General features: G+C 73.8%; 27 protein-coding genes. 10 read left to right on the top strand and 17 right to left on the bottom strand.

What is annotated here, in order from left to right; translation table 11 throughout:
- Positions 1–26: 26 nt before the first annotated feature.
- From I8N68_RS06250 to mqnE, 4 genes are read right to left on the bottom strand one after another with little or no spacing between them, the layout of a single operon-like run.
- Positions 27–503, bottom strand: coding sequence for a hypothetical protein (locus I8N68_RS06250; RefSeq protein ID WP_200208871.1), 477 nt, complete (start codon positions 501–503; stop codon positions 27–29).
- Positions 504–553: 50 nt separating this feature from the next.
- A complete protein-coding gene (locus I8N68_RS06245; protein ID WP_200208870.1) occupies positions 554–832 on the bottom strand; it encodes a DUF4229 domain-containing protein in 279 nt (92 codons plus the stop codon).
- Between the two features lie 46 nt (positions 833–878).
- Positions 879–1,307, bottom strand: a complete 429-nt coding sequence (locus I8N68_RS06240) for a hypothetical protein (protein WP_200208869.1) — start codon at positions 1,305–1,307, stop codon at positions 879–881.
- Positions 1,308–1,317: 10 nt separating this feature from the next.
- A complete protein-coding gene (mqnE, locus tag I8N68_RS06235) occupies positions 1,318–2,487 on the bottom strand; it encodes an aminofutalosine synthase MqnE (RefSeq protein ID WP_200208868.1) in 1,170 nt (389 codons plus the stop codon).
- A 244-nt stretch (positions 2,488–2,731) separates the two neighbouring features.
- Between mqnE and I8N68_RS06230 the strand changes: the two genes are divergently transcribed.
- The 4 genes from I8N68_RS06230 (at position 2,732) to I8N68_RS06215 (ending at position 8,561) form a co-directional block, all read left to right on the top strand.
- Positions 2,732–4,309, top strand: coding sequence for a C40 family peptidase (locus I8N68_RS06230; protein WP_200208867.1), 1,578 nt, complete (start codon positions 2,732–2,734; stop codon positions 4,307–4,309).
- A 115-nt stretch (positions 4,310–4,424) separates the two neighbouring features.
- Complete coding sequence (locus I8N68_RS06225; protein WP_200208866.1) at positions 4,425–5,834, top strand: hypothetical protein; 1,410 nt, start codon at positions 4,425–4,427, stop codon at positions 5,832–5,834.
- 196 nt (positions 5,835–6,030) lie between these two features.
- Positions 6,031–7,839 carry a DEAD/DEAH box helicase gene (locus I8N68_RS06220; protein WP_372433678.1) on the top strand — a complete coding sequence of 603 codons (1,809 nt, stop codon included), beginning with the start codon at positions 6,031–6,033 and terminating at the stop codon, positions 7,837–7,839.
- A gap of 101 nt (positions 7,840–7,940) precedes the next feature.
- Positions 7,941–8,561, top strand: a complete 621-nt coding sequence (locus tag I8N68_RS06215) for a putative glycolipid-binding domain-containing protein (RefSeq protein WP_200208960.1) — start codon at positions 7,941–7,943, stop codon at positions 8,559–8,561.
- 9 nt (positions 8,562–8,570) lie between these two features.
- Here I8N68_RS06215 and cds1 read toward each other — a convergent pair whose 3' ends face one another.
- The 3 genes from cds1 to I8N68_RS06200 form a co-directional block, all read right to left on the bottom strand.
- Positions 8,571–9,662: an L-cysteine desulfhydrase Cds1 gene (cds1, locus tag I8N68_RS06210; RefSeq protein ID WP_200208864.1), complete on the bottom strand. Its 1,092-nt coding sequence runs from the start codon at positions 9,660–9,662 to the stop codon at positions 8,571–8,573.
- A 22-nt stretch (positions 9,663–9,684) separates the two neighbouring features.
- Positions 9,685–10,554: an SDR family NAD(P)-dependent oxidoreductase gene (locus I8N68_RS06205; RefSeq protein WP_200208863.1), complete on the bottom strand. Its 870-nt coding sequence runs from the start codon at positions 10,552–10,554 to the stop codon at positions 9,685–9,687.
- Positions 10,555–10,701: 147 nt separating this feature from the next.
- Positions 10,702–11,160, bottom strand: a complete 459-nt coding sequence (locus I8N68_RS06200) for an Lrp/AsnC family transcriptional regulator (RefSeq protein WP_200208862.1) — start codon at positions 11,158–11,160, stop codon at positions 10,702–10,704.
- 269 nt (positions 11,161–11,429) lie between these two features.
- On the opposite strand from I8N68_RS06200, the gene I8N68_RS06195 reads away from it, so the two are divergent.
- On the top strand, positions 11,430–11,696 hold the full coding sequence (locus I8N68_RS06195; RefSeq protein ID WP_091603534.1) for a BldC family transcriptional regulator: 267 nt from the start codon (positions 11,430–11,432) through the stop codon (positions 11,694–11,696).
- A 26-nt stretch (positions 11,697–11,722) separates the two neighbouring features.
- Here the strand turns inward: I8N68_RS06195 and I8N68_RS06190 are convergent, their stop codons facing one another.
- Entirely contained in the window at positions 11,723–12,367 is a 645-nt protein-coding gene (locus tag I8N68_RS06190; RefSeq protein WP_200208861.1) for a UbiX family flavin prenyltransferase, read from the bottom strand.
- Positions 12,368–12,537: 170 nt separating this feature from the next.
- Here I8N68_RS06190 and I8N68_RS06185 point away from each other — a divergent pair, with 170 nt between their 5' ends.
- Positions 12,538–13,503, top strand: coding sequence for a terpene synthase family protein (locus tag I8N68_RS06185; protein ID WP_200208860.1), 966 nt, complete (start codon positions 12,538–12,540; stop codon positions 13,501–13,503).
- 9 nt (positions 13,504–13,512) lie between these two features.
- On the opposite strand, the gene mqnP is transcribed toward I8N68_RS06185, so the two are convergent.
- Both mqnP and I8N68_RS06175 read right to left on the bottom strand, forming a co-directional pair.
- Positions 13,513–14,424 (bottom strand): menaquinone biosynthesis prenyltransferase MqnP, encoded by a 912-nt coding sequence (gene mqnP / locus I8N68_RS06180; protein ID WP_200208859.1) that lies wholly within the window; start codon positions 14,422–14,424, stop codon positions 13,513–13,515.
- Positions 14,424–15,884 (bottom strand): menaquinone biosynthesis decarboxylase, encoded by a 1,461-nt coding sequence (locus I8N68_RS06175; RefSeq protein WP_200208858.1) that lies wholly within the window; start codon positions 15,882–15,884, stop codon positions 14,424–14,426. The genes mqnP and I8N68_RS06175 overlap by 1 nt, the downstream gene beginning before the upstream one ends.
- A 132-nt stretch (positions 15,885–16,016) precedes the next feature.
- On the opposite strand from I8N68_RS06175, the gene I8N68_RS06170 reads away from it, so the two are divergent.
- Positions 16,017–16,889 (top strand): alpha/beta fold hydrolase, encoded by an 873-nt coding sequence (locus I8N68_RS06170; RefSeq protein ID WP_200208857.1) that lies wholly within the window; start codon positions 16,017–16,019, stop codon positions 16,887–16,889.
- A 6-nt stretch (positions 16,890–16,895) separates the two neighbouring features.
- On the opposite strand, the gene I8N68_RS06165 is transcribed toward I8N68_RS06170, so the two are convergent.
- Positions 16,896–17,456: a carboxymuconolactone decarboxylase family protein gene (locus I8N68_RS06165; protein ID WP_200208856.1), complete on the bottom strand. Its 561-nt coding sequence runs from the start codon at positions 17,454–17,456 to the stop codon at positions 16,896–16,898.
- Positions 17,457–17,519: 63 nt separating this feature from the next.
- On the opposite strand from I8N68_RS06165, the gene I8N68_RS06160 reads away from it, so the two are divergent.
- The 3 genes from I8N68_RS06160 (at position 17,520) to I8N68_RS06150 (ending at position 19,733) form a co-directional block, all read left to right on the top strand.
- The gene (locus I8N68_RS06160; RefSeq protein WP_200208855.1) at positions 17,520–17,990 is read left to right on the top strand and encodes a MarR family winged helix-turn-helix transcriptional regulator; all 471 of its coding nucleotides are present in this window, start codon (positions 17,520–17,522) and stop codon (positions 17,988–17,990) included.
- 89 nt (positions 17,991–18,079) lie between these two features.
- Positions 18,080–18,313 (top strand): hypothetical protein, encoded by a 234-nt coding sequence (locus tag I8N68_RS06155; RefSeq protein WP_200208854.1) that lies wholly within the window; start codon positions 18,080–18,082, stop codon positions 18,311–18,313.
- 58 nt (positions 18,314–18,371) lie between these two features.
- Positions 18,372–19,733: a hypothetical protein gene (locus I8N68_RS06150; RefSeq protein ID WP_200208853.1), complete on the top strand. Its 1,362-nt coding sequence runs from the start codon at positions 18,372–18,374 to the stop codon at positions 19,731–19,733.
- A gap of 57 nt (positions 19,734–19,790) precedes the next feature.
- Here the strand turns inward: I8N68_RS06150 and ccsB are convergent, their stop codons facing one another.
- From ccsB to hemL, 6 genes are read right to left on the bottom strand one after another with little or no spacing between them, the layout of a single operon-like run.
- Complete coding sequence (ccsB, locus tag I8N68_RS06145) at positions 19,791–20,771, bottom strand: c-type cytochrome biogenesis protein CcsB (RefSeq protein ID WP_200208852.1); 981 nt, start codon at positions 20,769–20,771, stop codon at positions 19,791–19,793.
- On the bottom strand, positions 20,771–22,387 hold the full coding sequence (resB, locus tag I8N68_RS06140; protein ID WP_200208851.1) for a cytochrome c biogenesis protein ResB: 1,617 nt from the start codon (positions 22,385–22,387) through the stop codon (positions 20,771–20,773). The genes ccsB and resB overlap by 1 nt, the downstream gene beginning before the upstream one ends.
- Positions 22,387–23,247, bottom strand: coding sequence for a cytochrome c biogenesis CcdA family protein (locus I8N68_RS06135; protein WP_200208850.1), 861 nt, complete (start codon positions 23,245–23,247; stop codon positions 22,387–22,389). The genes resB and I8N68_RS06135 overlap by 1 nt, the downstream gene beginning before the upstream one ends.
- Positions 23,247–23,819, bottom strand: a complete 573-nt coding sequence (locus I8N68_RS06130; RefSeq protein WP_200208849.1) for a TlpA family protein disulfide reductase — start codon at positions 23,817–23,819, stop codon at positions 23,247–23,249. The genes I8N68_RS06135 and I8N68_RS06130 overlap by 1 nt, the downstream gene beginning before the upstream one ends.
- Positions 23,819–24,466: a histidine phosphatase family protein gene (locus I8N68_RS06125; protein ID WP_200208848.1), complete on the bottom strand. Its 648-nt coding sequence runs from the start codon at positions 24,464–24,466 to the stop codon at positions 23,819–23,821. The genes I8N68_RS06130 and I8N68_RS06125 overlap by 1 nt, the downstream gene beginning before the upstream one ends.
- The gene (gene hemL / locus I8N68_RS06120; RefSeq protein WP_200208847.1) at positions 24,463–25,809 is read right to left on the bottom strand and encodes a glutamate-1-semialdehyde 2,1-aminomutase; all 1,347 of its coding nucleotides are present in this window, start codon (positions 25,807–25,809) and stop codon (positions 24,463–24,465) included. The genes I8N68_RS06125 and hemL overlap by 4 nt, the downstream gene beginning before the upstream one ends.
- Positions 25,810–25,935 lie beyond the last annotated feature (126 nt).

The raw sequence follows: 25,935 nt of genomic DNA, 5'->3' as shown, positions 1-25,935 counted from the left end.
GGTCCGTCAGGATTCGTGGCCCCGGCTCAGCGCGACGGGGCGAACGTGGTGGGCGGGGCGGACGTCTCGTCGGCGGTCCGCCGCCGACGGACCGTGCGGACGATGATGACCACCCAGGCCACCGCGGCGGCCAGACCGGCCACGGTGAGGCCGGTGAGCAGCAGCCAGGTCGACCCGCCAGTGGTGGAGAAGACGCCCTTGCGGGCGCCCGTGTCGCGCGCCTCGGCCGTGCCGCCCCGGGTCAGCCCGTCGGGCGCGTCGTAGAGGATGACGTCGGCGCGCCGGGCGCCGCCCTCGGTGGCCACGAAGTCACCGTGCCACTCGCAGTTGCGCCGGGAGCACTCCTCGTCCACCGCGGTGAACGTGCCCGGCGTGCCGCCACCGTTCTTCGCCTCCCAGGTCGGGGCGAGGTCGGTGGCACCCAGCATGAGTCCGATGGCGGCGATGACCGGCAGACCGATCCAGACGAAGACCTTCGTCCGCCACCCGTTGATCTTTTCCATGGCGGCAGACCCTAGCGGGGACTTCCCGATTCCGCTGCCCCGTTCGCGGCCTAGCCCTCGCGGTGCGGGTCGGCCTGGTCGGGCTGGTCCTCGCCGGCCAGCGCGGAGCGGAGGTGCTCCTTTTCCGCGCGGCGGCGCTCCGCCGCCTCGGCCATCTCGCCGGCCATCTCGTCCCGCCAGCCGCGGAGCAGGAAGAACGACAGCGCGGCGGAGAACACCAGCGCCAGCATCAGCCGCAGGAACATGTTCATGTCGACGAACCAGAGGGCCGCCAGCACGCCGACGAACAGCCCGATCCGGCCCAGCGTGTACTTGACCGCCGCGCTCACGTTCGCACTCCGTTCTCCGCCTTCCGGTCTCCCGGTCGGTGCGGGTTCAGCCCGTCCGCCGGGCCAGCCAGTGGACGCCATGAAACCAGATGACCGCGTACGCCACGGTGAACACCGCCGCGGCCAGGGCGCCGGAGACCAGCGGCGGCAGCCCCCCGGCCAGCCCGGCCGCCAGCAGCCCGGCGAACACCCCGACCACCGCGCCGGCCAGGGCGGCGATCACCCGGGCCGCGCCGAACTCCCAGGCCCGGAAGTCGTCCCAGAAGAGCCAGGCCGGCAGGATCACCGCCAGCCAGCCGTTGGTGCCGCCGAAGCCGCCATCGCCCAGCGCGGCGAACGCCCACTCGAACAGCACCAGCGCCAGCACCCCGATCACCAGGCCGGCGAGGCTCACCCCGAGCAGGTCGCCCAGGGTGAGGATCCGCCCCTCGGCGTCCCGCCGGGGGAAGGTGGCGCGCTGCTGCTGCTCGGTCATCGGTGCGCGATCAGGCCCAGACCTGCTGCGGCTCGGCGCGGCGCTCGGCCAGCGACGGCGCCTTGTCGTACTCCCGGACCACGTTGTAGCGGGTGTCCCGCTCGACCGGCTGGAACCCGGCGTCCCAGATCAGGTGCAGCAGGTCGTCCCGGTGCATCGTGTTCGGGGTGCCGTACGAGTCGGCGTCGTGCGTGATCTTGTATTCCACGACCGAGCCGTCCAGGTCGTCCACGCCGAAGTTGAGCGAGAGCTGCGCGACCGACAGGCCGTGCATCACCCAGAAGTTCTTGAGGTGCGGGATGTTGTCGAAGAGCAGCCGGGAGACCGCGAACGTCTTCAGCGACTCGGCCGGCGACGCCATGGTGGTCTGCGCCTGGATCCGGTTACGGATCTTGCCGTCCGCGGAGTCGACGAAGTCGTGCTGGTAGCGCAGCGGGATGAAGACCGCGAAGCCGCCCGTCTCGTCCTGCAGCTCGCGCAGCCGCAGCACGTGGTCGACCCGGTTCCGGGGCTCCTCGATGTGGCCGTAGAGCATCGTCGACGGGGTCTTCATGCCCTTCGAGTGGGCCAGCCGGTGGATCCGCGACCAGTCCTCCCAGTGGCAGGCGTGGTCGACGATGTGCTGGCGGACCTCCCAGTCGAAGATCTCCGCGCCGCCGCCGGTCAGCGACTCCAGGCCGGCGTCCATCAGCTCGTCGAGGATCTCGTCGGCGCTCAGGCCGCTGATCTTCTCGAACCACTGCACCTCGGTCGCGGTGAAGCACTTGAGCTTGACGTTCGGCAGCGCCGCCTTCAGCTCGCGCAGCACCTTCGGGTAGTAGCGCCAGGGCAGCGTCGGGTGCAGGCCGTTGACGATGTGCAGCTCGGTGAGCTGCTCGTCCTCCATCTCCTTGGCCTTGCGGACCGCCTCGTCGATGCGCATCGTGTACGCGTCCTTCTCACCCGGCTTGCGCTGGAACGAGCAGTACGCGCACGAGGCGGAGCAGACGTTGGTGAGGTTGAGGTGCCGGTTGACGTTGAACATCACCCGGTCACCGTTCAGCTCGGTGCGCCTGTGGTGCGCCAGCCGGCCCAGCCAGGCCAGGTCGTCGCTGTCGTAGAGGGCGATCCCGTCCTCGCGGGTCAGCCGCTCGCCCGCGTACACCTTCGCTTCGAGCTCGCGCTTGAGTCCGGCGTCCATCGAAAGCCACGTCCCTTCCACCTGCGGTCCCGGTCGAGCGTACGTCTCCCCCCAGACGAACCGGCGAGCCGGTCAACCCCGGCGGCGTACTTCACCGGACCATCAGCCGGTCGTCACCCTCCGCGCATCGACATCCCTGCCTCCGTGAGGTAAGACAGGGTGGGGCGGAACACACACACCGGTACCGTCCCGGATCACCGCGCCCAACCGGGTGCGGAACGCACCAGACCGGACGGGGAGCGGAATGGTCGACAGCGCACAGGGCCGACGACAGGCACGCAGGAGTCCGGCGGTGTCGCCGGTGCTGCGGCCGGCGCTCTGGTCCGCGCTGCTCGGCGCGGTGGCCGCCGCCGCGCTCGCCACCCCGGCCTGGGCCCAGCCACCGCTGCCCGACACGATTCCCGACACCGGGGCCCGCCCGGTCGTCGCGGGCGGTCTGCGGCTGCCGGGTTCGGTACCGGGCCTGCCCGGTGCCGGCACGCCCGGCGCGCTCGGCACGACCCCCGGCACGGCGACCGGCAACCCCGCCGACGGCCCGCTCATCGCCCAGATCAACGCGGTGGACGCGCTGGTCGGCCAGCTCGGCGACGAGCTGCTGAAGGTCAAGGGCGAGCGGGACGAGGCGCGGGCCCAGCTCGCCCCCGCCGCCGCCGAGCTCCAGCGGGCCCACGAGGCGCTGCTGCGCGCCCAGGAGAGCGCCAAGACCGCCGCCGCCGACGCGGTCAAGGCCGCCGCCGCGCTGCCGCCCGGCGAGTTCGGCGCCGACCTGCACGACCTCAGCATGCTCCAGCGGATCATCCGCGGCGACAAGGCCGAGGGCGCCACCACCGCGGTCGACGGCGAGGTCGCCCGGGCCACCGCGGCCGAGCAGATCGCCCGGGAGGCGCACGCCGCCGCCGAGGCGCGGGTGCAGGACCGCAACGCCGCGTACGTGGCCGCCGAGGCGGCCCTGCACCGGCAGGAAGCCGTGCTGCTCAAGCTGCGCCGGGACAACGCCGCGCGGCTGATCGAGATCGAGAAGCGCGAGGACGCCGCCGAGCAGCGGATCGGCATCTCGTACGTCAGCAGCCAGAACGTCAGCGGGCTGGTCGCCGACCCGCGGGCGCTGGCCGCCGTGCGGTACGCGCTGGCCCAGCTCGGCGACCCGTACCTGTGGGCGGCGGAGGGGCCGGACCGGTTCGACTGCTCCGGCCTGATGCTCGCCTCGTACGAGGCGGCCGGCTACCACGACCTGCCCCGGGTCTCCCGGGACCAGTACTACGCCACCCGCTCCCGCACCGTGGATCCGAACGGTCTGCTCCCCGGTGACCTGCTCTTCTTCGCCTCGGGCAGCAGTTGGCAGAGCATCCACCACGTCGCGATGTACATCGGCGGCGGCAAGATGGTCGAGGCGCCCCGGACGGGTGACGTCGTGAAGATCTCCGTCGTCCGGTGGACCCGGCTCTACGCCGCGACCCGCGTCGTCGGCGCGGTGCGCGGTCCCGCCGTCCCGCTGCCCACCGCGACGACCGCCCCGCCGACGCCCGGCACGACGCCGAAGCCGAGCGCGACGCCCAGCCGGACGGCCACCCCGAAGCCGACCCGTACGGCGACGCCGAAGCCCACCACCACGACCACGAAGCCGACCCCCACCACCAGCCCGTCGACCTCGCCGTCGCCGAGCACCTCGCCGTCTCCGTCGCCGTCGCCGACGGAGACGCCCAGCCCGTCCGACTCGCCCAGCTCGGCGACGCCCACCGAGCCGGCCTCCACGACCAGCAGCGCCGCCCCGACGGACAGCTCGTTGGAGGTCAGCTCGAGCAGCCCGAGCACCAGCGGCTGACCGCCAACCGTCCACTCCGGCTGTGCTGCCGGGCCGGAATGTGGCACGGTGAGATCCAGGCACTTCCGGCCCGCTCACGGCGGTCCGAGTGCGAGCGTGGGCGCGGAGGGCGAGCATGGACGAGCATGAGGTTCGCGCGGGGACGGTCCATCCGGGAACCGTGCCCGGCTCCACCGACCGGCCGGCCGATCCCGCACCCGACCGCGCCGTGACCGACCGGGCCGCCGACCCTGCCCCGGCGGGCAGCGCTCCCGCCGTGGCGCGCGCCCGGGTCAGCGTCGCCGGCGCGGCCGCGCCGCCGCCGGCCGGCGAACGTCCCGGCGCACCGGCCACCGCGACCACGTACCGGGCGGGCGGCCCGGCAGAGGCGGTCCCGCCGCTGGACCGCCGACAGCCCGGCGCCTCGGCGTCGCCGCCCTCGACCTGGTCCGGCTTCGCCGCCGCCGAGCGGCCCGGCCAGGCCCCGGAGCGGGCGACCGCCGCGGCCGAACCGCCGGTCGATCCGGCGCCCGCCACCTCCGGCTCCACTCAGGCCGGCTCCACCGTCGCGCCGGACGGCGGGACGCCGGGGCCGCTGGTGCCCGGGCCGCGCGACCCGGCCGAAGCGGCACCCGCCCGGGCCAGCGCCTCCGTGCCCGGGCTGCGCCGGGTCTCCCCGGGCGAGGGGGGCGCCGCCGGGGCCGCGGTGGCGGCGAAGGCGGGCGGCACCAAGATCTACCGGGCGGGGCCGGTGAATCCCGAGCCGCCCGAGCCCGCCCAGCCGCCGGAGCCGGCCAAGCCCCCGGTGCCACCCACCCCGGAACCCGAGCCCGCCCCCACGCCCGTACCGGGGCCGATGCCTCCCTCCCCGGCGCCGCCCGTGCCGGAACCGCAGCGCCCGTTCCCGCCGGTGCCCACTCCCCCGCCCGCACCCCGGCCGACCCCGCCGGGACCGGTTCCCCCGCTGCCCGGGCCCCCGACGCCGCCACCCGGCCCCCCGGTGCCCGCACCACCGCCGCCGCCGGGCCCGATGCCCGCCCCGCCGTTCCCGCCCCCGCCCGCCATGGCCACCCCGGCGGGCGGGCCGGTATCCGCACCGCCGGTGGTGCCGGCGCCGGCACTGCCCGCCTGGCCGCCGTCGACAAATCCCACCGAGCACCGCGCCGCCGCGCCCGGTGCCGGGGTCTCGTACCCGACCAGCGCGGCGCCGGCCGCGGACCGGCCGGTCAGCGCGGCCCCCGTCGTCGGGCGACCGGTCCCCGCGCCGTACCCGGGCGGCGCGGACCTGGCCGGCACGGCGTACGGCGGCACCGACGGGCCTGGTTTCGCCACCGTGTCGCTGCCGACGGGCAACCCGCTGGAGAACTCCGGCTCGCTGACCGGGCACATCCTGGCTCAGGGCTGGGCCGAGGACGCCCCGACGACCCGGTCCCGCAACACCAGGGTGGTGATCGTGCTGGCCGCGGCGCTGGGGCTGCTGATCGCGATCAGCCTGCTCGTGGTGTTTTTGGCCAACGACGCGTTGAGCGGGCTGACCGGCCGGTGACGGTCGGGCGGGAGCGGGGTGAGCCCGCCCACTACGCCCTCGCGGCGCGTGGCGGGTTCGGCCCGCCGCCGTACACTTGTCCAGATCACTGACCCGGCGCGCCTGGCGCGCGCCCATGGGCGATCTTGCGGGCGATTCGGCGGCACTCAGCCGCAGCGGGCCATCGCGAAGATGCGCCCCGCTTGAAAGGCATTTGTTGACCACCTTCGCTGACCCCGGCACGTTCCCCGCAGTCCCCGACGCTCCGGCGCAGGAGATCTCCGGCGCCGAAACCCCCGACTTCGCCGCGCTCGGCCTGCCCCGGCAGCTCGTCGCCGCGCTCGCCCGGCAGGGCATCACCACCCCGTTCGAGATCCAGCAGGCCACCGTGCCGGACGCCCTCGCCGGTCACGACGTGCTCGGCCGGGGCCAGACCGGCTCCGGCAAGACCCTCGCCTTCGGCCTGCCGATGATCGCCCGGCTCGCCGAGCGGAACCGGGCCCGGCCGCTGTACCCCCGCGCCCTGGTCCTGGTGCCCACCCGGGAACTGGCCATGCAGGTCAACGACGCGCTGATGCCCCTCGGCAAGGCCGTCGGCATCTTCCTGAAGACCGCCGTCGGCGGCGTCCCGTACGACCGGCAGATCGACGCGCTCCGCCGGGGCGTGGAGATCATCGTGGCCACTCCGGGGCGACTCGGTGACCTGGTCGCGCGCGGCGTCTGCAACCTGGACGACGTCGAGATCACCGTGCTCGACGAGGCGGACCAGATGGCCGACATGGGCTTCCTGCCGGAGGTCACCGAGCTGCTGTCGAAGACGCCGGCGGACGCCCAGCGGCTGCTCTTCTCGGCCACCCTGGACGGTGACGTCGACTCGCTGGTCAAGCGGTTCATGACCGACCCGGTCACCCACTCGACCGCCCCGTCGACCGCGTCGGTCTCCACCATGGAGCACCACCTGCTGCTGGTCCCGCCGCACGACAAGTTCGCGGTGGCCGCCTCGATCGCGGCCCGGGCCGGCCGGACGATGCTCTTCGCGCGTACCCAGCTCGGCGTGGACCGGCTGGTCGAGCAGCTCGCCGCGGTGGGCGTACGCGCCGGCGGGCTGCACGGCGGCAAGACCCAGCGGATGCGGACGAAGACCCTGGCGGAGTTCCGGGAGGGCCGGATGAACGTGCTGGTCGCCACCGATGTGGCGGCCCGCGGCATCCACGTCGACGGGGTCACGCTGGTACTGCACGTCGACCCGCCGAAGGACCCCAAGGACTACCTGCACCGGGCGGGGCGTACCGCCCGGGCCGGCGAGTCCGGCGCGGTGGCCACCCTGGTGCTGCCGAAGCAGCGCCGCACCACCCTGGCCATGCTGGAGAAGGCCGGGGTCCACCCGGCGGAGACCCGGGTCCGCGCCGGCGACCCGGCGCTCGCGGAGCTGATCGGCGCACGCGAGCCCAGCGGGGTCCCGGTCCGTGCGGAGCCGCAGGAGCAGCGCCGGTACGGCGACCGCCCGTCCGGCCCGCGCCGCTTCGGCGACCGGGACGGGCGCGGCTCGTTCGACCGGGGCGAGCGCCGGTTCGGCGACCGGGGCGACCAGCGGTTCGGCCGCCCGTCCGGCGAGCGACGCTTCGGCGACCGGCCGACCGGCGAGCGGCGCTACGACGACCGGCCGCAGGGCGACCGTCCCCAGGGCGAGCGACGCTACGACGACCGGCCCCAGGGCGAACGGCGCTTCGGCGACCGGCCGACCGGCGAGCGACGCTACGACGACCGTCCGCAGGGCGACCGTCCCCAGGGCGAACGGCGCTACGACGACCGGCCCCAGGGCGAACGGCGCTTCGGCGACCGTCCGGCCGGTGACCGGCGCTTCGAGGACCGCGCGCAGGGCGAGCGGCGCTTCGGGGACCGGGGCGGCGACTTCCGTCCGGCGGACCGCCGGGGCGGCTTCCGCCCGGAGGGGCGGGGCGGGGACGACCGGCCGCGCGACGACCGGCGCGGCTCCGGCGGGCGGCCGCCGGCACGTACCCACTGATCCGATCCGGCACGCCGCCGTGGAGCGCACGCTCCGCGGCGGCGTTTCCGCATCCCGTGCCGCTGTTCACGCCGTCGCGTAACGTCCGGTTCATGCCGACCATGCCGAAGTCGCTCTTCTGGACCAGGACGGACACCGCGGGGGCCGAGCATGTCCTCCTCGACGGCGGCCAGGGCCTCGCCGCGCGGGGTGTGGCGCTCGCGGTGGACCCGATCCCGTACACCTGCCGCTACCAGCTCACGGTGGGGCCGGACTGGGCGGCCACCCGGCTGGAGGCGGCGGTCGAGGGGGCGGGCTGGTCGCGGACCGTACGGCTGGAGCGGACCGGGGACGGCTGGCGGGTACGTACCGGCGAGGAGGGTGACCTGGACGCGGCGCTGCGCGCGGCCGGGCACGCCCCGGCGGGGTTGCCGGGTACGGACGACCCGGGCCGGCTGGCCGACGCGCTCGACATCGACCTGAGCGGCTCCCCGCTCTTCAACACCCTGCCGGTACGCCGCCTCGGGCTGAGCCGAGGGCCGGCGGACCAGGCGCGTCGGGTGACCGTCGCCTGGGTGCTGGTGCCGGGCCTGGTGGTGGTCCCCGCCGAACAGACCTACACCTCGCTCGGGCCGGGCCGGGTGCGCTTCGCCAGCGACACCTTCACCGCCGACCTGGACGTCGACCCGGACGGCTTCGTGGTCCGCTATCCCGGCCTGGCCGAGCGGATCGACCCGCGCTGAACCGGGCGGTCAGGCCGGCCAGGCGCCGGTGGCCAGGAAGCGGTCGATGGTGGCCAGGTGCGGGGCGAGGTCGAACCCCTGACGGGCCACCCAGTCGTCGGCGTAGTACGTGTCGGCGTAGCGGTCGCCGGCGTCGCAGATGAGGGTGACCACGGACCCGGTCCGCCCGACCGCCAGCATCTCGGCGATCAGCCCGAACGCGCCCCACAAGTTGGTGCCGGTCGACCCGCCGACCCGACGGCCGAGCACGGTCGAACCGGCCCGCATCGCGGCCAGCGACGCGGCGTCCGGCACCTGGACCATCCGGTCCACCACCGAGGGCAGGAAGGACGCCTCGACCGACGGCCGGCCGATGCCCTCGATGCGGGAGCCGCGGTCGGTCCGCACCGACCAGTCGGCGGCCTGCCAGGCCGGGTAGAACGCGGAGTTCTCGGGGTCGACCACGCAGAGCTTGGTCGGCAGCCGTCGGTAGCGAGCGTACCGGCCGATGGTGGCGCTGGTGCCGCCGGTGCCGGCGCCCACCACCACCCAGGCGGGCACGGGGTGCCGCTCCAGCGCGAGCTGCGCGTAGATGGACTCGGCGATGTTGTTGTTGCCCCGCCAGTCGGTGGCCCGCTCGGCGTAGGTGAACTGGTCCATGAAGTGCCCGCACGAGTCCTCGGCCAGCCAGCGCGCCTCGATCACCACCTTCGCCGGATCCTGGACCAGGTGGCAGCGACCCCCCTGGAACTCGATCTGGGCGATCTTCTCGGGCGACGTGGAGGCGGGCATCACCGCGATGAACGGCAGCCCCAGCATCCGGGCGAAGTAGGCCTCGGAGACGGCCGTGGAGCCGGAGGATGCCTCGACGATGGTGGTGCCCGGCCCGATCCAGCCGTTGCAGAGCCCGTAGAGGAAGAGCGATCGGGCGAGCCGGTGCTTCAGCGACCCGGTGGGGTGCACCGACTCGTCCTTGAGGTAGAGGTCGATGCCCCATTCGCGGGGCAGCGGGAAGGGCAGCAGGTGGGTGTCGGCGGACCGGTTGGCGTCGGCCTCGACCGTGGCGATCGCCTCGGTCACCCACGTCCGGCTGGCCTCGTCGCATCGGTCCAGATGTGTCACGCGGGCAACGTTACAAGCGAGGTCAGCTCGGGTCCGGCCCGACCCGGCGGCGCTGCCGGCGCTGCCCGGCCCGGCCGGCGGCTCGGACCACCGGGGTGAGCGCGAGGGCGAGCCGGGGCAGCGCGTCGAGGAGCCGGACCTGCGCGCCGCGCCAGCGCGGCAGGCTGACCACCGGCCGGGGCCGGCGGGCCAGCCGCGCGGCCCGCGCGGCCACCCGCTCCGGCGTCAGCAGCGTCCCGGTGAAGGAGGCCAGCGCGCCGGGGTCGTCGAGCCGGTCGTGCAGCATCGGCGTCCAGATCCCGTCCGGGCACAGGCACGACACGTGTACGCCCCGGAGCCCGGCCATCCGCAGGTCGGACAGGGTACCCAGGCTGAACGCGAGCAGCGCGTGCTTGCTGGCCGCGTAGACCGTCTCGCCCGGGGCGGCGATCAGGCCGGCGAGCGAGACGACGTTGAGCACGTGCCCGCGGCCCTGGGCCCGCATGATCTCCAGCGCGGCGAGGGTCCCGGTCATCGCGCCGAGCGCGTTCACCTCGACCACCCGCCGCCGGGTCGCCGCATCGTGCTCCCAGGACGGCCCGGTGACCAGGATCCCCGCGTTGTTCACCCAGAGCCCCAGCCCGCCGGGCCCGGACTGCGCCGCCTCGGCGGCGACCGCGGCGCAGGCCGCCTCGTCGCGCACGTCCAGCGCCCGGGACCAGCCGCCGAGCGGCGCCGCGGCGGCGGCGACCGCGCCGGCGTCCAGGTCGGTCAGGAGCACGGGCCAGCCGTCGGCGTGCAGCGCGGCGGCGATGGCCCGGCCGAGCCCGCCGGCCGCCCCGGTCACCACGGCGGCTCCGGCGTCCACCGCCGCTCCGCGCACCTTGGCCGCTCGCGGCGCTGGCGTCGTCATCGGCGCACGGTATCGCCGGGAACCCATCCGCGCCAGGGCCGCTGCGCCGGCACCGCCGACGCGGCGGACTTTGGCCGGCCCACCCCTGCTGCTGGGACGCTGTGGAGCTGATGTCGTGAACGAATCAGCGACCGGCGCGGGCAGTGGTCAGGCGGGCGGCAACTCAAGGGGTTGGGGGCGGTTCTCCCACTTGGTCGACAGCGCGATCCCGGTACGGGTGGAGGCCACGCCCGGGGTGCGGTTCAGCCGGACGATCAGCTGCTCCAGCTCGGCGATGGTGCCCACCCGGGCCTTGAGCAGGAAGGACTCCACGCCAGCCATGAAGTAGCAGGATTCGATCTCCGGCATCACCCGGAACGCCTCCAGCACGTCGTCGGTGTCGCCGCCGGAGTCCTCGACGATGCCGATCAGCGCCGTCACGCCGAGCCCGATCGCCTCCGGCTCCACCTCGGCCCGGTACGCCCGGATGACCCCGCTGCTCTCCAGCTTGCCGACCCGTTCGTGCACGGCCGGGGCGGAGAGGCCCACCTGGCGGGCCAGCTCGGCGTACGACAGGCGGGCGTTGCCGCGCAGCAGTTCCACAAGGCTCAGGTCGATCGCGTCCACGGATTGTGACCCTAGCCGTTGGGGCGTAACGTCCGACGCTCGGCAGCAGTTGAACGTGACAACATGTACCCATTCACAAACAGATGGTCATGGGAGTTCTCTGCCGGTAGCATTTACTAACTTCTCAAGCCGTGCGTTTTTCGCGTTTTGGCGGACAGGCCAGGTCGCTGGTGCTGTAATTGCCATACGTCCCTCATGACGGCTCTGGGCTCGCACCGGCCGGGGGCAGTGTGTTCAGCCGGGGGCTTCGTCGACGCGAGGAGGGGGCTGTGGACACTGGAGATCGCCTGCTGACACCGGGTGAGGTCGCCGCGCTGTTTCGGGTTGACCCGAAGACTGTGACGCGTTGGGCGGCGGCCGGCCGGATCGGCAGCATCCGGACTCCAGGCGGGCATCGCCGGTTTCGGGAATCCGAGGTGCGGGCCCTGCTTGAGGGGGAGGGCATGCTGGACGAGGCGGAGGACATGGGCAAGCCACGCAACGTGGGCCCGACCGCTTCGACCGGCCCCGGACCGGCCAACGCCGGCATGTACTGACTACGGATCGGCACGCGGACCGGCCGTCAGGACCGGTCCGCGTCCCGTTGGGCCGCGGCCAGTTCGCCGGACCAGCGACGGAACAGCGTGTGGGGCACGCCGAGCGCGTCCAGCACCTTGCCGGCCACAAAGTCGACCAGTTGCTGCGCGGTCGCCGACGCGCCGGCACCGTAGAACCCGGGGCTGGCCGGCAGCACCACCGCGCCGGCGTCGTGCAGCGCGATGAGATGCTCCAGGTGGCTGCGGGTAACCGGGGTCTCCCGGGGCACCACCACCACCGGCCGCCGCTCCTTCAGGTTGACCTCGGCGGCCCGCTGCAGCAGGTCCTTGGAGAGCCCGATGGCGATCCCCGCGCAGGCCGCGGTGCTCGCCGGCACCACCGCCATGCCGCGGACCCGGTAGGAGCCGCTGCTCGGCCCCGCCGCGAGGTCCCCCGCCGGCCAGTGCCGTAGGTCCGCGCCGGCCAGGTCGCGCCCCAGCCAGGCGGCCAGGTCTTCGGCCCAGTGTCCGTCCCGGAACGGCCGGCCGGTCTCGTCGAGGATGGTCAGCCGGGCGGCCCGCGAGACGATCAGGTCGACCGCCTCGCCGGCGTCCAGCAGGCCGCGGACGACCGCCGCCGCGTACGGCGTGCCGGAGGCGCCGGAGACGCCCACCACCCATGGTTCACGCATGCGACAAGCCTGCCTGGTCGGTCCCGAAGCCGGGCGGGCACCCCCGGCGGGTACGGGTCCGGAGCGTCCCGCTTGTCCCGGGACACGCATCGTTGTCCCGCCGGACCACACTCGTCGCGGGTAGCTGCCATGCTTCCGTCGGCGATCCACGGGCAGAGGGAGGGTTCGGGATGACGGAGGCGGTGCTCCAGGCGCTGCGGTCCGCCTGCCCGATCGCGCCCCGGCTCTCCCCGTACGCCGACCCGACGCAGGTGTGGCTGCTCGGCCAGCTGACCCGCCTCGGCCTGCCGCTGGACGCCGCGGCGCTGGACCGGCTGGACCGGGCCGGCTTCGCCCGGTACGCCGGCCGGCTCTTCCCGGACGCCACCGAGCCGGACCTGCGGGTGCTGACCGCCCTGTTCACCTGGTTCTTCCTGGTCGACGACGCGTGCGATCGGCCGGACCGGCTGACGCCACCGCAGATCCGGGCGCTGCGGGACGGGGTGCTCGGCCTGCTGCGGGAGGGGCCGCGGGCGCGCCATCCCAGCTTCTCCGGGCCGCTGCGGCGGCTGCTCGTACAGGCCTGGCGGGAGCCGCGGCGGCGGATGCCGGCCCGCTGGCGGGCGCGCTTCACCGACGCCGTCGCCGATCACCTCGACGGAGCCTGGCGGGAGGCGGTGGCCAAGGCCACCGGCCGGGCGCCCGGGGTGGCGGAGTACGTGGCGCTGCGCCGGGCGACCTCGGCGGCCTACGTGTCGTACCCGCTGATCGAGTTCGCGGCCGGCCGGCCGCTACCCGACGCGGTCTACCACCATCCCGCGCTGCGCCGGATCGCCCACCTCGGCAACGACCTGCTCTCCTGGTTCAACGACCTGGCGTCGCTGGAGCAGGACCGGGCCAGCGCCGGCGGCCACAACCTGGTGCTGGCGGTGGCGACGGAGCAACGGGTACCGGTGGAGACGGCGGTGGAGCTGGTGGCCGAGCGCTGGCGGGCGGGGATGGCCCGGTTCGTGGCGCTGCGCGCGGCGGTGCCGTCGTTCGGTCCGACGCTGGACGAGGCGGTCACCGCCCATCTCGACGGGGTGGCCCACGCCGTTCGCGGCACGGTGGACTGGACGCTGGAAAGCGCCCGCTACCCGGTCGCCCCCGGGTCCTGAGCCCGCCGGTCAGGGGCGCAGGTCGAGCCGGACCACCAGGTCGAGCAGCGCGAAGACGAAGAGCGCGATGCCGACGAAGCCGTTGGCGGTGAAGAACGCCCGGTTGACCTTGCTCAGGTCGGTCGGGGTGACCACCAGGTGCTGGTAGCCGAACGCGACCGCGGTGAACGCCAGGCCGATCCACCAGAGCCAGCCGAAGCCGACCAGCGCGCCGAACCAGATGAAGAGCCCGAAGGTGACCACGTGCGCGACGGTGGAGGCGTGCAGCGCGAAGCGCCGGCCGTACCGGGCGGGCACGCTGTGCACGCCGATCTTCCGGTCCACCTCGTCGTCCTGGCAGGCGTAGATCAGGTCGAAGCCGCCGATCCAGAGGCCGACGGCCGCGCCCAGCAGCCAGGCCGGCCCGGAGCCGGCGAGGGTGCCGGTCACCGCGAGCCAGGCCCCCACCGGGCCGACCGCCTGGGCGATCGCGAGGATGGCGTGCGGCCAGTTGGTGAACCGCTTGCCGTACGGGTAGACGACCAGCGGCACCACGGCGAGCGGGGCGAGCACCAGGCAGAGCGGGTTGAGCAGGGCGGCGGCGGCGAGGAAGACCACCAGCGCGACCGCCGCGCCGGTCCAGGCCGTCCGCACGCTCACCGCCCCGGTGACCAGCTCCCGGTTCGCGGTACGCGGGTTCCGCGCGTCGATCCGCCGGTCGAGGATCCGGTTGGCGGCCATGGCGAACGTGCGCGCCCCGACCATCGCCACGGTGATCAGCAGCAGGTCGAGCCAGCGGACGTGCCCGCCGTCGACCCGCATCGCGGTGAGCGCGGACAGGTACGCGAAGGGCAGCGCGAAGACCGAGTGCTCGATCGTGACGAGCTTGAGGAAGGACTTCACCCGGCCCGGCTTCTCGGCCGGCGCGTCGAGGACCGCCATCAGATCCCGTACTCCTTCCAGCGCTTGTCGACCAGGGAGGTGACCTCCGGCGACATGGTCATCTCCTCCGGCCAACCGCGGGTGTAACCCTCGGTGGGCAGCTTGCGGGTCGCGTCGACGCCCACCTTGCCACCCCAGAACTGCTGGTACGACGCGTGGTCGAGGTGGTCCACCGGGCCCTCGGTGAGGAGCAGGTCGCGGGCGTAGTCGACGTTGCCGAAGGCGCGGAAGGCGACCTCGTTGTAGTCGTGCACGTCGCAGTCGGCGTCGACGATCACGATCAGCTTGGTCAGCGACATCAGGTGGGCGCCCCAGATCGCGTTCATCACCTTCTGCGCGTGCTTCGGGTAGCGCTTGCGGATCGACACGATCGCGCAGTTGTGGAACACCCCGGCGGCCGGCAGGTCGTAGTCGACGATGTCCGGGATCAGCAGCTTGAGCAGCGGCTGGAAGATCCGTTCGGTGGCCTTGCCCAGGCCGTGGTCCTCCTGCGGCGGCTTGGAGGTGACGATCGAGTGGTAGACCGGGTTCCGCTGCATGGTCATCGTCTCGATGTGCAGCACCGGGAACGGCTCGACCGGGGTGTAGAAGCCGGTGTGGTCGCCGAACGGGCCCTCGGGCAGCCGCTCGCCGGGCTCCAGGTAGCCCTCCAGCACGATCTGCGCGTGCGCCGGCACCTGCAGCGGGACGGTGAGGCAGTCGACCATCTCGACCCGCTCGCCGCGCAGGAAGCCGGCGAACAGGTACTCGTCGATGTCGCTGGGCAGCGGCGCGCTGGCCGCGTACGAGACCACCGGGTCGCAGCCGATCGCGACCGCGACCGGCAGGCGCTCGCCGAGCCGCTCGGCGACCGCGTGGTGGGCGGTGGAGTCCTTGTGGATCTGCCAGTGCATCCCGAGGGTGTTCCGGCTGTGCTGCTGGAGGCGGTAGAGGCCGAGGTTGCGCTTGCCGGTCTCGGGGTGCTTGGTGTGGGTCAGCCCGTAGTTGTGGAAGACGCCCCCGTCACCGGGCCAGACCTGGAGCCCGGGCAGCCGGTTCAGGTCGACGTCGTCCCCGGAGTAGACCACCTCCTGGCAGGGCGCGGTCTTCACCTTGCGCGGCGGCACGGACTTGAGCTGCATGACCTTGCCGAGGCCCTCGCGGATGCCGGACCAGCCGACCGGCAGCTCCGGCTTGATCAGCGCGCCGATCCGCGCGCCGATCTCATCGAGGGAGTCGACGCCGAGCGCCATCGCCATCCGCTTCTCGGTGCCGAAGAGGTTGATCGCCACCGGCATCTCGCCGCGGGTCGGCCGCTCGAAGAGCAGCGCCGGGCCGCCGGCGCGGACGGTCCGGGTGACCACCTCGCTGATCTCCAGGGTGGGGTCGACCGGGACGCTGACCCGCCGCAGCTCGCCCGCGCGCTCCAGGGCCGCGAGGAAGTCCTTGAGATCGGTGTACGGGAAGCCACGAGCCGCCATGGGAGCCAGTCTCCCGTACCGGCCTCCCGCTCGCCGACGCCGGGTGGTGTGACGCGGCCGATGCCGGCGGCGGCCCGGGCATGCCGGGGCCGCCGCCGGGTAGTCGAGCGATCCTGCGGTGAGGGGGCGACGATGGGCGAGGGACGGGTTCCGGCCGGGTTCACCGAGCAGCGGGCGCGGGTCGGCGAGGTCACCCTCAACTACGTACGGGGCGGCAGCGGGCCCCCGCTGGTGCTGCTGCACGGCTATCCGCAGTGCTGGCACATGTGGCGGCACGTGCTGCCCGAGCTGGGGCGCTCGTTCGAGGTGGTCGCGCCGGACCAGCGCGGCTTCGGCGACAGCGACGCCCCGGCCGGCGGGTACGACAAGAAGACGCTCGCCGCGGACCTGCACGGGCTGCTCACCGGACTCGGCCTGAGCGACGACATCCGGCTGGTCGGCCACGACCTGGGGACGATGGTCGCGTACGCCTACGCCGCCGCCCATCCCGACGTGGTGTCCCGGCTGGTGCTCACCGAGGCGCCGATCCCGGACGAGAGCCTCTACGAGATCCCGGCCCTGACCCCCGCCGGCCCGGCGGTGTGGAACTTCGGCTTCTTCAACGTCGGCAACGGCCTGCCGGAGCAGCTGATCACCGGCCGGGAGCGGCTCTGGGTGGACCGCTTCACCGACTCGATCATGGTGAACAAGGGCAGCCTCGGCCCGGACGACATCGAGGAGTACGCCCGGCACCTGCGCAACCCGGACCACCTGCGGGCCAGCTTCGACTGGTTCCGGGCGTTCGCGCAGGACGTGGCGGACAACGCCGGGTACCGGTCGGCCAGGCTGCCGATGCCGGTCCTGGCCGTGGGCGCCCGGGCCAGCCTCGGCGAGCAGGTGGCCGCGCAGGTCCGCCGGTACGCCGACACGGTGACCGGCGAGGTGGTGCAGGACTGCGGCCACTGGCTGTTCGAGGAGCGCCCGGCCGAGCTGACCGCCCTGCTGCTGCCGTTCCTGCGCGGCTGAGCCGGCTCAGGCGGCCGGCTGCCAGGCGTACGCGGCCAGGGACGGGTCGAGCGGCGCGCCGGTGAGCCGGTTCGCGAAGGTCGAGATGGTGTACGTGCCGACGCCGAGCACCACGTCGAGCGCCTGGCGGGGCTGCCAACCCGCGTCGAGGAAGGCGGCGAGGTCGGCGTCCGGGACGGCGCCCCGGTGGTCGAGGACCGCGAGGGTGAACCGGCGCAGCGCCTCCAGCCGCGCGTCGGGCAGTTCGGTGCCGGCCCGCAGCGCGCCGACCAGCTCCGGCGTACCGCCGTGGCCGGACAGGGTGGGGGTGTGCATGGCGACGCAGAGATGGCATTCGTTGCGGGTGGCCACGGTGAGGACCAGGACCTCCCGCTCCACCGGGGCCAGGCTGCCGGCCTCGAAGACGGCGTTGGCGCCGAGGAAGCCCTTCAGCAGCTGGGGGGACTCGGCCATCAGGGCGACGGCGGCGGGCAGGTAGCCGAAATTCTTCTGCACGGCGTCCAGGGTCGGGCGGGCGGCGGCGGGCGCGGTGTCGGGAGTGTGGGCGGTGAAGACCGGTCGGGACAAGGCAGTTCCCCTCGGATAGGGTAGTCAACGTGGTTGACCAAATAGTAAACGGGGTTGTCGAGTATGGCAACGCCTGACCGTCCCGGCTTCGCGCTGCCGCTGCTGCTGCTCGCCGGCTTTCGCACGCTCATCGACGACCTGCACGCCGAACTGGCCCGGCAGGGGCACCCGGAGCTGCGGCCGGCGCACGGCTTCGTCCTCCAGGCCGTCGGCGTCGACGGCACCACCGCCTCCGAGCTGGGGCAACGTCTCGGCGTCAGCAAGCAGGCCGCCGGCAAGACGGTGGACCGGCTGGTCGCCCTGGGCTACCTCGAGCGCGCCGACGACCTCGCGGACGCCCGGCGCAAGCTGGTCCGGGTGACCGAACGCGGCCTGGACGGGCTGCGCCGCTCGGCGGTCGTCTTCGACGAGCTGCGCGACCGCTGGGCGGCGACGCTCGGCCCCGAGCGCGTCGCCGCGCTGGAGGACGACCTGCGGACGGTCGCCTCGGCCAACTTCTTCCGCCTCGACGTGCCCGGGTGGTTCGGCGGCTGACCCCGTCCCGGCGTGAAATTCGGCGTCCCCGGAGCCGGGGCAGGAGCCACGGGGCCCTGCCCCGGCTGGGCGCGGCGGAGGATGGGCCGATGGACGACGCGTACGTGTCGGGCGACCCGGACGGGCTCTCCCCGCTGTTGGTGGAGATCCGCGACGCCGTGGCCCGCGAGCTGCACGCCCAGTTCGCCCTCCGGGCCGACCGCCTCGACCTGTCCGACCTGCCCGAGGTGGCGTACCAGGTGACCCTGCGGGTCGACGACGTGCTCAGCCGGCGTCGCCCGGGGACGGGGACGGGGACCAGCTCCGGTACCGCCTCCCCTTAGGATCGGCGCGCCGATCGGGCCCGATGCCCGGTCGGTCCACCTTCCTCAAGGGAGTCCGATGAGATCTGTGCGCGACACCGGCGCATTCCGGGTCGGCGCGGCGGCGCTCGCGACCGCGACGATGGTCGGCGCGGTGGCGAGCCCCGCGTCGGCGGAGACCGACCCCGGCTGGGTGAGCGGCTGGCTCGGCGACACCACCGTCGGCGCCACCGGCGCCCCGGCCCGCACCGCCGGCCTGGCTCTGAGCAGCACCGGGGCGACCAACCCCCGGGTGACCTTCGACCTGACCGGGCTGACGGGAGTGGCCACCGCCGCCTTCCCGGACTGGTGCGCCACCGACGCCGCGGCGGTCACCTGTCCGATGCCCCCGTCCGCCACGCCGGACGAGTTCGGCACCCTGAACGGCACCCTGCCGATCGTGCTCCGGGCGGTGACCGGCGCCGCCGACGGCGCGACCGGGGCCATCAGCTACACCGTTTTGGCCGACGGCGTCGACGGATGGGCGCAGCAGGCCGCCGTCACCGTGCACGCCGGCCCGGACGCGGTCGACGTGGTCGACGAGTACGTCACCGGCACGGCTACCGGCGACCGGCTCGCCATGCCGGTGGGGCTGATCAGCGCGGGCGACCGGCCGGTGGACGACCTGCGCGTCACCCTCCGCTTCCCGGTCGGCCTGGAGCCCGCCGCCTACCGCAACTGCCGGTACGGCGCCGGTGACCAGCTCAGCACCATCGTGGTCTGCACCATCGGCGGCGAACTGGCCCCCGGCGCCCGGTACGAGGTCCCCGGCGGCTTCGCCACCACGGTCGGTCCGGCCGCGCTCGGCGACAAGCGGATCACCCAGACCGTGGCCCCCGCCGACACCGCCGGTCTGCTGCCCGCGGGCGTGACCTTCACCCGCCGCGACGCCGACCAGTCGCTACGGCTGCGCCAGGTGGGGGAGCCGGTCGACGTGCTCGGACCCGATCACCAGTACCCGTCCGGCCAGTACTACCTGCGCGCGATCCACGGCGCCTTCGACGTGGTCGCGCTCGGCGCGACCGCGACCGGGTCGGCCGGCGACACCGTCCGGGTCGAGATGGGCCTGCGCAACGACGGCCCTGGCGTACCGGACGCCACCATCTCCGGCGACAACGCGGCCCGGTTCACCTTCACGGCACCCACCGGGACCACCGTGACCAACCGCCCGGCGAACTGCTGGCCGAGCGGCAGCGAGGAGGAGTCGGACCCGACCACCCCGGTCACCTGGTACTGCACCAAGCCCGGGGGCGTCTTCGCGGCCGGCGAGACCTTCCTGGTCGGCTTCGACCTGCGGGTCGACGGCCCGCTCGGCGTGTCGGGCGAGGTTCGGATCCTCCACAACTACCCGCGCATGGATGACAACCCGGCCAACGACACCGCGGCGGTGACCGTCTCCTGATTCCCGGAAACGACGCGACCGCCGGGGACCCCGAGGGCTCCCGGCGGTCGGCGTCGGTCAGCTGACGCCGGCGTACGAGTGCAGGCCGGTGAAGAAGAAGTTCACCCCGAACAGGTTCATCAGCATGGTCAGGAAGCCGAGGATGGCGATCCAGGTGGCCACGTTCCGCTTGATGCTCGGGGTCGCCCGGGCGTGCAGGTAGCCGGCGTAGACCACCCAGGAGATGAACGCCCAGGTCTCCTTCGGGTCCCAGCCCCACGCCCGACCCCAGGCCGCCTCGGCCCAGATCGCCCCGGCGATCACCGCGAAGGTGAAGATCGGGAAGGCGAAGGCGTGCAGCGCGAAGGTCATCCGCTCCAGTCCGGCCGCCGCCGGCAGCCGGCGGGCCAGCGTGTACGGGAAGCTGCGCCGCCCCTGCTCCCAGCCGGCCCGCATCAGGTACGCCACCGCCGGCACCACGCCGAGCAGGAAGATGCCGGAGGCGAAGATGATCGTCGACACGTGGACGACGAACCAGTACGACTGGAGCGCCGGCATCAGCGGCGAGACCTGCACGTAGAACTTGAACTGGGCGAACGCCAGCAGCAGCACCATGACCAGGGTGAGGAACAGCCCGAGCCGACGCAGCGACGGCTGCTTCCAGAGCACCGCGAGCCAGGCCGCAGCCCCGATGAAGGTGACGGTCAGCACGAACTCGTACATGTTGCCCCAGGGCATCCGCTCGGCGGCGATGCCCCGGCTGACCACCGCGCCCAGGTGCAGCGCGACGGCGAGCGTGGTGAGCCAGGTGGCGATCCGCCCGGCCAGGGCGGCCCGGGCTGCCGAGCGGCTGTGCCGGGACTCGGCCGGGGTGACCGGCTCCTCGACCGTCCCGCCGGCACCGCCGACGCCGGCGCCGACCAGCTCGCGGGCCGGGGTGGCCGCCTTCGCCGACACCGCCCGGGCGTTGCCGAGGGCGTACTCGACGGCATGGCTGATCATCGCGACGAGGTAGGTCAGGGTCGCGTACATGATCAGCTGGTCGGAGAGTGCGGACATCACTCGACTCCTTCTCGCGCCCGCCCGGCGCCCCGCTCGTCGTCGCGGACCGCGGCGACCAGCTGGGCGAACTCGTCGGCGAATCCTGGATGCTCGGTGCGCGGCAGGCCACCGGCCTCCACCAAGCTACTACCGTTCGTCGGAGATCCACTGTCCGGGGGCGTCACCCGGAACCAGACCCGCCGCCGCCGGCCGAAGAGGGAACCCATCAGCCCGGCGAGCAGCACCACGCAGGCGGCGAGCAGCAGCGACTGCCCCGGCGCGTACCGGACGGCGAGGGTGACGTACGGCTTGGTGCCGAGGAACTCCAGCGTGCTGCCGTCGTCCAGGGTCCACTTCTCGCCGACGCCGAGCTTCTTGTCGCCGAGCTGCTTGAGCTTGCCGTTGTCGACCTGCCGCTGATCGAGCTTGTAGACCGACCCGGGGATCCCGGCGTCCAGCCCGAGATTGCCCCGGTAGGCGACCAGCACGACCGCCGGGTTCCGCTCCTCGGGGAAGGCCGACGCGACGAACGGCGCGGCGTCCGGGGCGGTCGGCAGGTAGAGCCCGTCGAAGGCGACCTGCTGGTCCGGCGCCCGCTTGCCGGTCTTCGGGTCGACGTTGGCGTCCGGGAAGGCGGCCACGCCCTCGCCGGTGAGGTTCGCGTCGCCGGTGGTCAGGAACGGCACCGTGCTGGTCTGGCTCCGGCCGTACCTGTCGGTGTACTTGAGGATCGGGGCGTACCCGTGCCCGAGCAGGTAGACGTTGGCCGAGCCGAGCCGCAGCGGCGAATTGACCGAGAAGTCGGCGGTCCGCTTCGACCCGTCCGGCTCGTCCACCGTCACCGTGGCCCGGAAGCTGGCCGGCTGACCGGACGGCAGGAACTTCGCGTGGAAGTCGTCCAGGGTGAGGCAGAACGGCGGCAGGTCGGCGCTGTCCACGCGCGGGCCCAGGGACGCCTCGCTGTACTGCTGCCGGGTGTTGCAGAACGCGTTCTCGGCGCCCGCGACGAGCAGCCGGTTGCCGTGCCAGCCGTACCAGGAACCGAGCGCGACCCCGAGCAGCACGGCGACCAGCGAGATGTGGAAGAGCAGGTTGCCGGTCTCCTTGAGGTATCCCTTCTCGGCGGAGACCTCGTTCCCGCGCACCTGGACCCGCCACCGGCGGCGGCGCAGCACGGCGGCGATCGCCTGCGCATCCGCGGTGGCCGGGGCCGCCAGCACCGCGTGCTGGGGCAGCCGGTCGAGCCGCTTCGGCGCGGCCGGCGGCCGGGACCGCAGCGCCCGCAGGTGATCCCGGATCCGGGGCAGGATGCAGCCGACCAGCGAGGTGAAGAGCAGCAGGTAGATCGCGGAGAACCAGATCGAGCCGAAGACCGCGAAGGCGCCGATCCGGTCGAGCTTCGGGGCCAGGTCGGGGTGGTCGATGAAGTACCGGTTGACGTTCTCCGGGTTGACCCCACGCTGCGGCAGCACCGAGCCGGGGATGGCGGCGACCGCGAGCAGGAAGAGCAGGATCAGCGCGGTACGCATGCTGGTCAGCTGCCGCCACGAGTTGCGCAGCAGGGCCAGCACCGGGTTGACCCGTCGCCGCGGCGCCCCGGCCGGCGCGGCCGGCCGCTCGTCCACGGTCGTCATCAGATGCTCACCTCGCCCACGCCGACGTGCGTCTGCAACCAGATCACGAAGCTCTGCCAGCCGCCGGTGACCAGCGCCAGGCCGATGATGATCAGCAGGGCGCCGCCGATCCGGGTGACCCAGCGGCTGTTGCGCCGGACGGCGCGGAAGACCCCGAGCAGGCGGTGGAAGCCCAGCCCGAAGACGACGAACGGTGTCCCCAGCCCGAGGCAGTACGCCACGGCCAGCACCACGGCGCGGTCGGTCTGCCCGCCGACCGTGGCCATGCCGAGCACCGCGCCGAGTGTCGGGCCGGTGCAGGGCAGCCAGCTGAGCGCGAAGACCGCGCCGAGGACCGGGGCGCCCAGCAGCCCGGCGGCGGGCAACCGGTTGATCCGGAACTCCCGCTGCATGCCGGGGATCACGCCGAGGTAGCCGAGCCCGAGCACCACCACCAGCGCGCCGATGGCGATCTCCAGCGCGCGTTCGTGCTGGAAGAAGACCTTGCCGACGCTGGAGAAGAGGATCGCGGTGGCGGTGAAGACCGCGGTGAAGCCGGCGACGAAGAGCAGCGTCCCGGCGAGCACCCGCCCCTTGACTGCGGCCGCCGGCCGGGCCGCGACGGCCACCCCACCGGCCGCCACCGCCACCCCGCCGCCGGCCTGGGCGTCGGTCGGGGCAGCCCCGCCGGCCGGCCGGGCCTCGGTCCGCGCCCGGCCCTCCAGGTCGGCGCCGGCCAGGCCGGTGACGTACGACAGGTAGCCCGGCATCAGCGGCAGGACGCACGGGCTGAGGAAGCTGACCAGGCCGGCGAGCGCCGCCGCGCCGATGGCCAGCAGCAGCGGCCCCGACTGGGCGACCTCGCGGAACGCGTCGCCCATCAGCGGGATCCGGAGACCGTTTGCTCGGCGGCGACCCGCTCGACGATCGGCCGCAGGCCCTCCTGGGTGACGGCGGCCCGGATCACCGTGGCGATCCGGCCGTCCCGGTCCAGGACGACGGTGGCCGGGATGGTGTTCGGCGGGATGTCCAGGGCCAGCGCGAGCCGGCTGGCCGGGTCGAAGAGGCTCGGGTAGGTGACCCGGCCCTCCTCGAAGGCGGCCGCCTTGTCCTTGCTGTCCTGCACGTTGATGCCGAGGAAGGTCACCCCGGCGCCCTTGGTGGCCTGGTAGGTGGCCTCCAGGTCGTCGGCCTCCGCCCGGCAGGGCGCACACCAGGAGCCCCAGAAGTTCAGTACGACGACCTGGCCGCGGGCCTGCGCGACGTCGTAGTTGCCGCCGGCGAGCAGCTCACCGGCGATCTTCGGGGCCGCCGAACGCTGGTCCGGGGCGCACTCGATGATGCCGCCGGAGTTGGCGCACTTGCTCTCCTCGCTGCCGGCGGTGCAGCCGACCAGCGCCGTCGCGACGGCGACGGCGGCGAGCAGGGCGGCGAGGGGCCTCCGGGTGCGCATCAGGCCCCCTTGGCCGTCCGGGCGGTCGGCGAGATCGCGATCAGGTGGGCCGCCGGCTCGGAGTAGCCGATGCCGACGACCTTGGCGCCGTCGAAGTGGAACGAGGTGAGGCTGGCCAGCCCGCACTGCCGCTTGCGGGGGTCGTGCCAGAGCCGCTTGCGCTCGACGTACCGGCGCAGCGTCCAGATCGGGAGTTGGTGGGAGACCAGCACCGCCTCGCGCCCCTCGGCGGCGACCCGGGCGGCGTGCAGCGCGGCGAACATCCGCTCCGCGATGGCCTGGTACGCCTCGCCCCAGGACGGGGTGACCGGGTCGCGCAGCACCCACCAGTTGCGCGGGTCGCGGAACGAGCCGTCGCCCGGCGAGACCTTCTTACCCTCGAACCAGTTGGCGCTCTCGATCAGCCGCTCGTCCACCCCGACCGGCAGGCCGAACTGCCCGGCAATCGGCTCGGCGGTCTGCTGGGCGCGCTCCAGCGGGCTGGCCACCACGTGCACGACGTTCCGCTCGGCGAGCCCCTGCGCCGCGGCCTTGGCCATCTGGACGCCCAGCTCGGAGAGGCGGAAGCCGGGCAGCCGGCCGTAGAGGATGCCCTCCGGGTTGTACACCTCGCCGTGCCGCAGCACGTGGACCACCGTCTCGCTCACGTCCCTACCCCCCCGTGACCCGCCGCTGCCGCCGCCGTCGCCGCACCCGGCAGGGCGGCGGCGATCTGCTCCAGGGCGGCGTCGTCCAGCGCCGCCGACACGAACCACGACTCGAACGCGCTCGGCGGCAGGTAGACGCCGGCGGCGAGCATCGCGTGGAAGAACGCCTTGAACGCGGGCACCTGCTGGGTGCGGGCGCTGTCGTAGTCGACCACGTCGGCGTCGGTGAAGAAGATCGAGAACATGCTGCCCGCGTACGACAGGCGGTGCGGGACCCCGGCGGCGGCCAGCGCGTCGGCGGCGAGCTTGCCCACGACGGCGGCCGTGTCGTCGAGCTTCCGGTAGAGCGCGTCGTCGGCGAGCCGGAGCGTGGCCAGGCCGGCGGCGCAGGCCAGCGGGTTACCGGAGAGGGTGCCGGCCTGGTAGACCGGGCCGGCCGGGGCGAGCCTGGACATGATCTCCGTGCGCCCGCCGAAGGCCGCGGCGGGCAGGCCGCCACCCATCACCTTCCCGTACGTCCACAGGTCGGCGTCGGACGGGTCGACGCCGTGCCAGCCGGCGCGGGAGACCCGGAACCCGGTCATCACCTCGTCGACGATGAGCAGCGCGCCGTACGCGTGGGCGATCGCCGCGAGCCGCTGGTTGAACCCGTCGCGCGGCGCGACCACGCCCATGTTGCCGGCGGCGGCCTCGGTGATGATCGCCGCGATGTGCGGCCCCTCGGCCGCGAAGGCCGCCTCGACCGCGGTGAGGTCGTTGTACGGCAGCACGATGGTGTCGCCGGCCGCCGCGCCGGTGACGCCCGGCGAGTCGGGCAGGCCGAGGGTGGCCACGCCGGAGCCGGCGGCGGCGAGCAGCGCATCGGAGTGGCCGTGGTAGCAGCCGGAGAACTTGATGATCTTCGGCCGACCGGTGAAGCCGCGGGCCAGCCGGATCGCCGACATGGTGGCCTCGGTGCCGGAGTTGACCAGTCGGACCTGCTCGACCGGGGTGCGGTCGACGATCTCGGCGGCCAGTTCCACCTCGCCGGGGGTGGGCGTGCCGAAGCTGGTGCCCAACGTGGCCGCCTCGCGGACGGCCTCCACCACCTCGGGGTGCGCGTGGCCGAGGATCAGCGGCCCCCACGAGCAGACCAGGTCGACGTAGCGCCGGCCGTCGGCGTCGTACATCCAGGGACCCTCCCCCCGGACCATGAAGCGCGGCGTGCCACCGACGGCACGGAACGCGCGCACGGGGGAGTTCACCCCGCCGGGCACGATGGCCTTGGCGCGGTCGAACAGGGCCTCGGAGGCCGGCGCGTCGGCCGGGTAGCGGCCGGATCCGGGGGAAAAGGTATCGGTCACGATTTCGTCATTGTGTCAGCGCCGGACGGCGAATCGGCAGCCACCCCGCACCGGGGTTACCGGGCTCACCCGGCGGGACGCCAGCGGCACCCGCTCGGCGGGCCGGGTGGTCGAGGTCGCGATAGG

The organism is Micromonospora coerulea (assembly GCF_016598485.1).
Classification (GTDB): Bacteria; Actinomycetota; Actinomycetes; order Mycobacteriales; family Micromonosporaceae; genus Micromonospora; species Micromonospora coerulea.
This window is presented reverse-complemented; position numbering and strand designations above follow the sequence as displayed.

Excerpts from the sequence above, each read along its gene's own strand:
- I8N68_RS06215 (WP_200208960.1), top strand. The coding sequence starts at position 7,941 with ATGCCGAAGTCGCTCTTCTGGACCAGGACGGACACCGCGGGGGCCGAG.
- I8N68_RS06205 (WP_200208863.1), bottom strand. The coding sequence starts at position 10,554 with ATGACGACGCCAGCGCCGCGAGCGGCCAAGGTGCGCGGAGCGGCGGTG.
- I8N68_RS06185 (WP_200208860.1), top strand. The coding sequence starts at position 12,538 with ATGACGGAGGCGGTGCTCCAGGCGCTGCGGTCCGCCTGCCCGATCGCG.
- I8N68_RS06175 (WP_200208858.1), bottom strand. The coding sequence starts at position 15,884 with ATGGCGGCTCGTGGCTTCCCGTACACCGATCTCAAGGACTTCCTCGCG.
- I8N68_RS06250 (WP_200208871.1), bottom strand. The coding sequence starts at position 503 with ATGGAAAAGATCAACGGGTGGCGGACGAAGGTCTTCGTCTGGATCGGT.
- I8N68_RS06155 (WP_200208854.1), top strand. The coding sequence starts at position 18,080 with ATGGACGACGCGTACGTGTCGGGCGACCCGGACGGGCTCTCCCCGCTG.
- mqnP (WP_200208859.1), bottom strand. The coding sequence starts at position 14,424 with ATGGCGGTCCTCGACGCGCCGGCCGAGAAGCCGGGCCGGGTGAAGTCC.
- I8N68_RS06190 (WP_200208861.1), bottom strand. The coding sequence starts at position 12,367 with ATGCGTGAACCATGGGTGGTGGGCGTCTCCGGCGCCTCCGGCACGCCG.
- I8N68_RS06230 (WP_200208867.1), top strand. The coding sequence starts at position 2,732 with ATGGTCGACAGCGCACAGGGCCGACGACAGGCACGCAGGAGTCCGGCG.
- mqnE (WP_200208868.1), bottom strand. The coding sequence starts at position 2,487 with ATGGACGCCGGACTCAAGCGCGAGCTCGAAGCGAAGGTGTACGCGGGC.
- resB (WP_200208851.1), bottom strand. The coding sequence starts at position 22,387 with ATGACGACCGTGGACGAGCGGCCGGCCGCGCCGGCCGGGGCGCCGCGG.
- I8N68_RS06130 (WP_200208849.1), bottom strand. The coding sequence starts at position 23,819 with ATGCGCACCCGGAGGCCCCTCGCCGCCCTGCTCGCCGCCGTCGCCGTC.
- I8N68_RS06160 (WP_200208855.1), top strand. The coding sequence starts at position 17,520 with ATGGCAACGCCTGACCGTCCCGGCTTCGCGCTGCCGCTGCTGCTGCTC.
- I8N68_RS06135 (WP_200208850.1), bottom strand. The coding sequence starts at position 23,247 with ATGGGCGACGCGTTCCGCGAGGTCGCCCAGTCGGGGCCGCTGCTGCTG.
- ccsB (WP_200208852.1), bottom strand. The coding sequence starts at position 20,771 with ATGTCCGCACTCTCCGACCAGCTGATCATGTACGCGACCCTGACCTAC.
- I8N68_RS06225 (WP_200208866.1), top strand. The coding sequence starts at position 4,425 with ATGGACGAGCATGAGGTTCGCGCGGGGACGGTCCATCCGGGAACCGTG.
- I8N68_RS06150 (WP_200208853.1), top strand. The coding sequence starts at position 18,372 with ATGAGATCTGTGCGCGACACCGGCGCATTCCGGGTCGGCGCGGCGGCG.
- I8N68_RS06170 (WP_200208857.1), top strand. The coding sequence starts at position 16,017 with ATGGGCGAGGGACGGGTTCCGGCCGGGTTCACCGAGCAGCGGGCGCGG.
- I8N68_RS06240 (WP_200208869.1), bottom strand. The coding sequence starts at position 1,307 with ATGACCGAGCAGCAGCAGCGCGCCACCTTCCCCCGGCGGGACGCCGAG.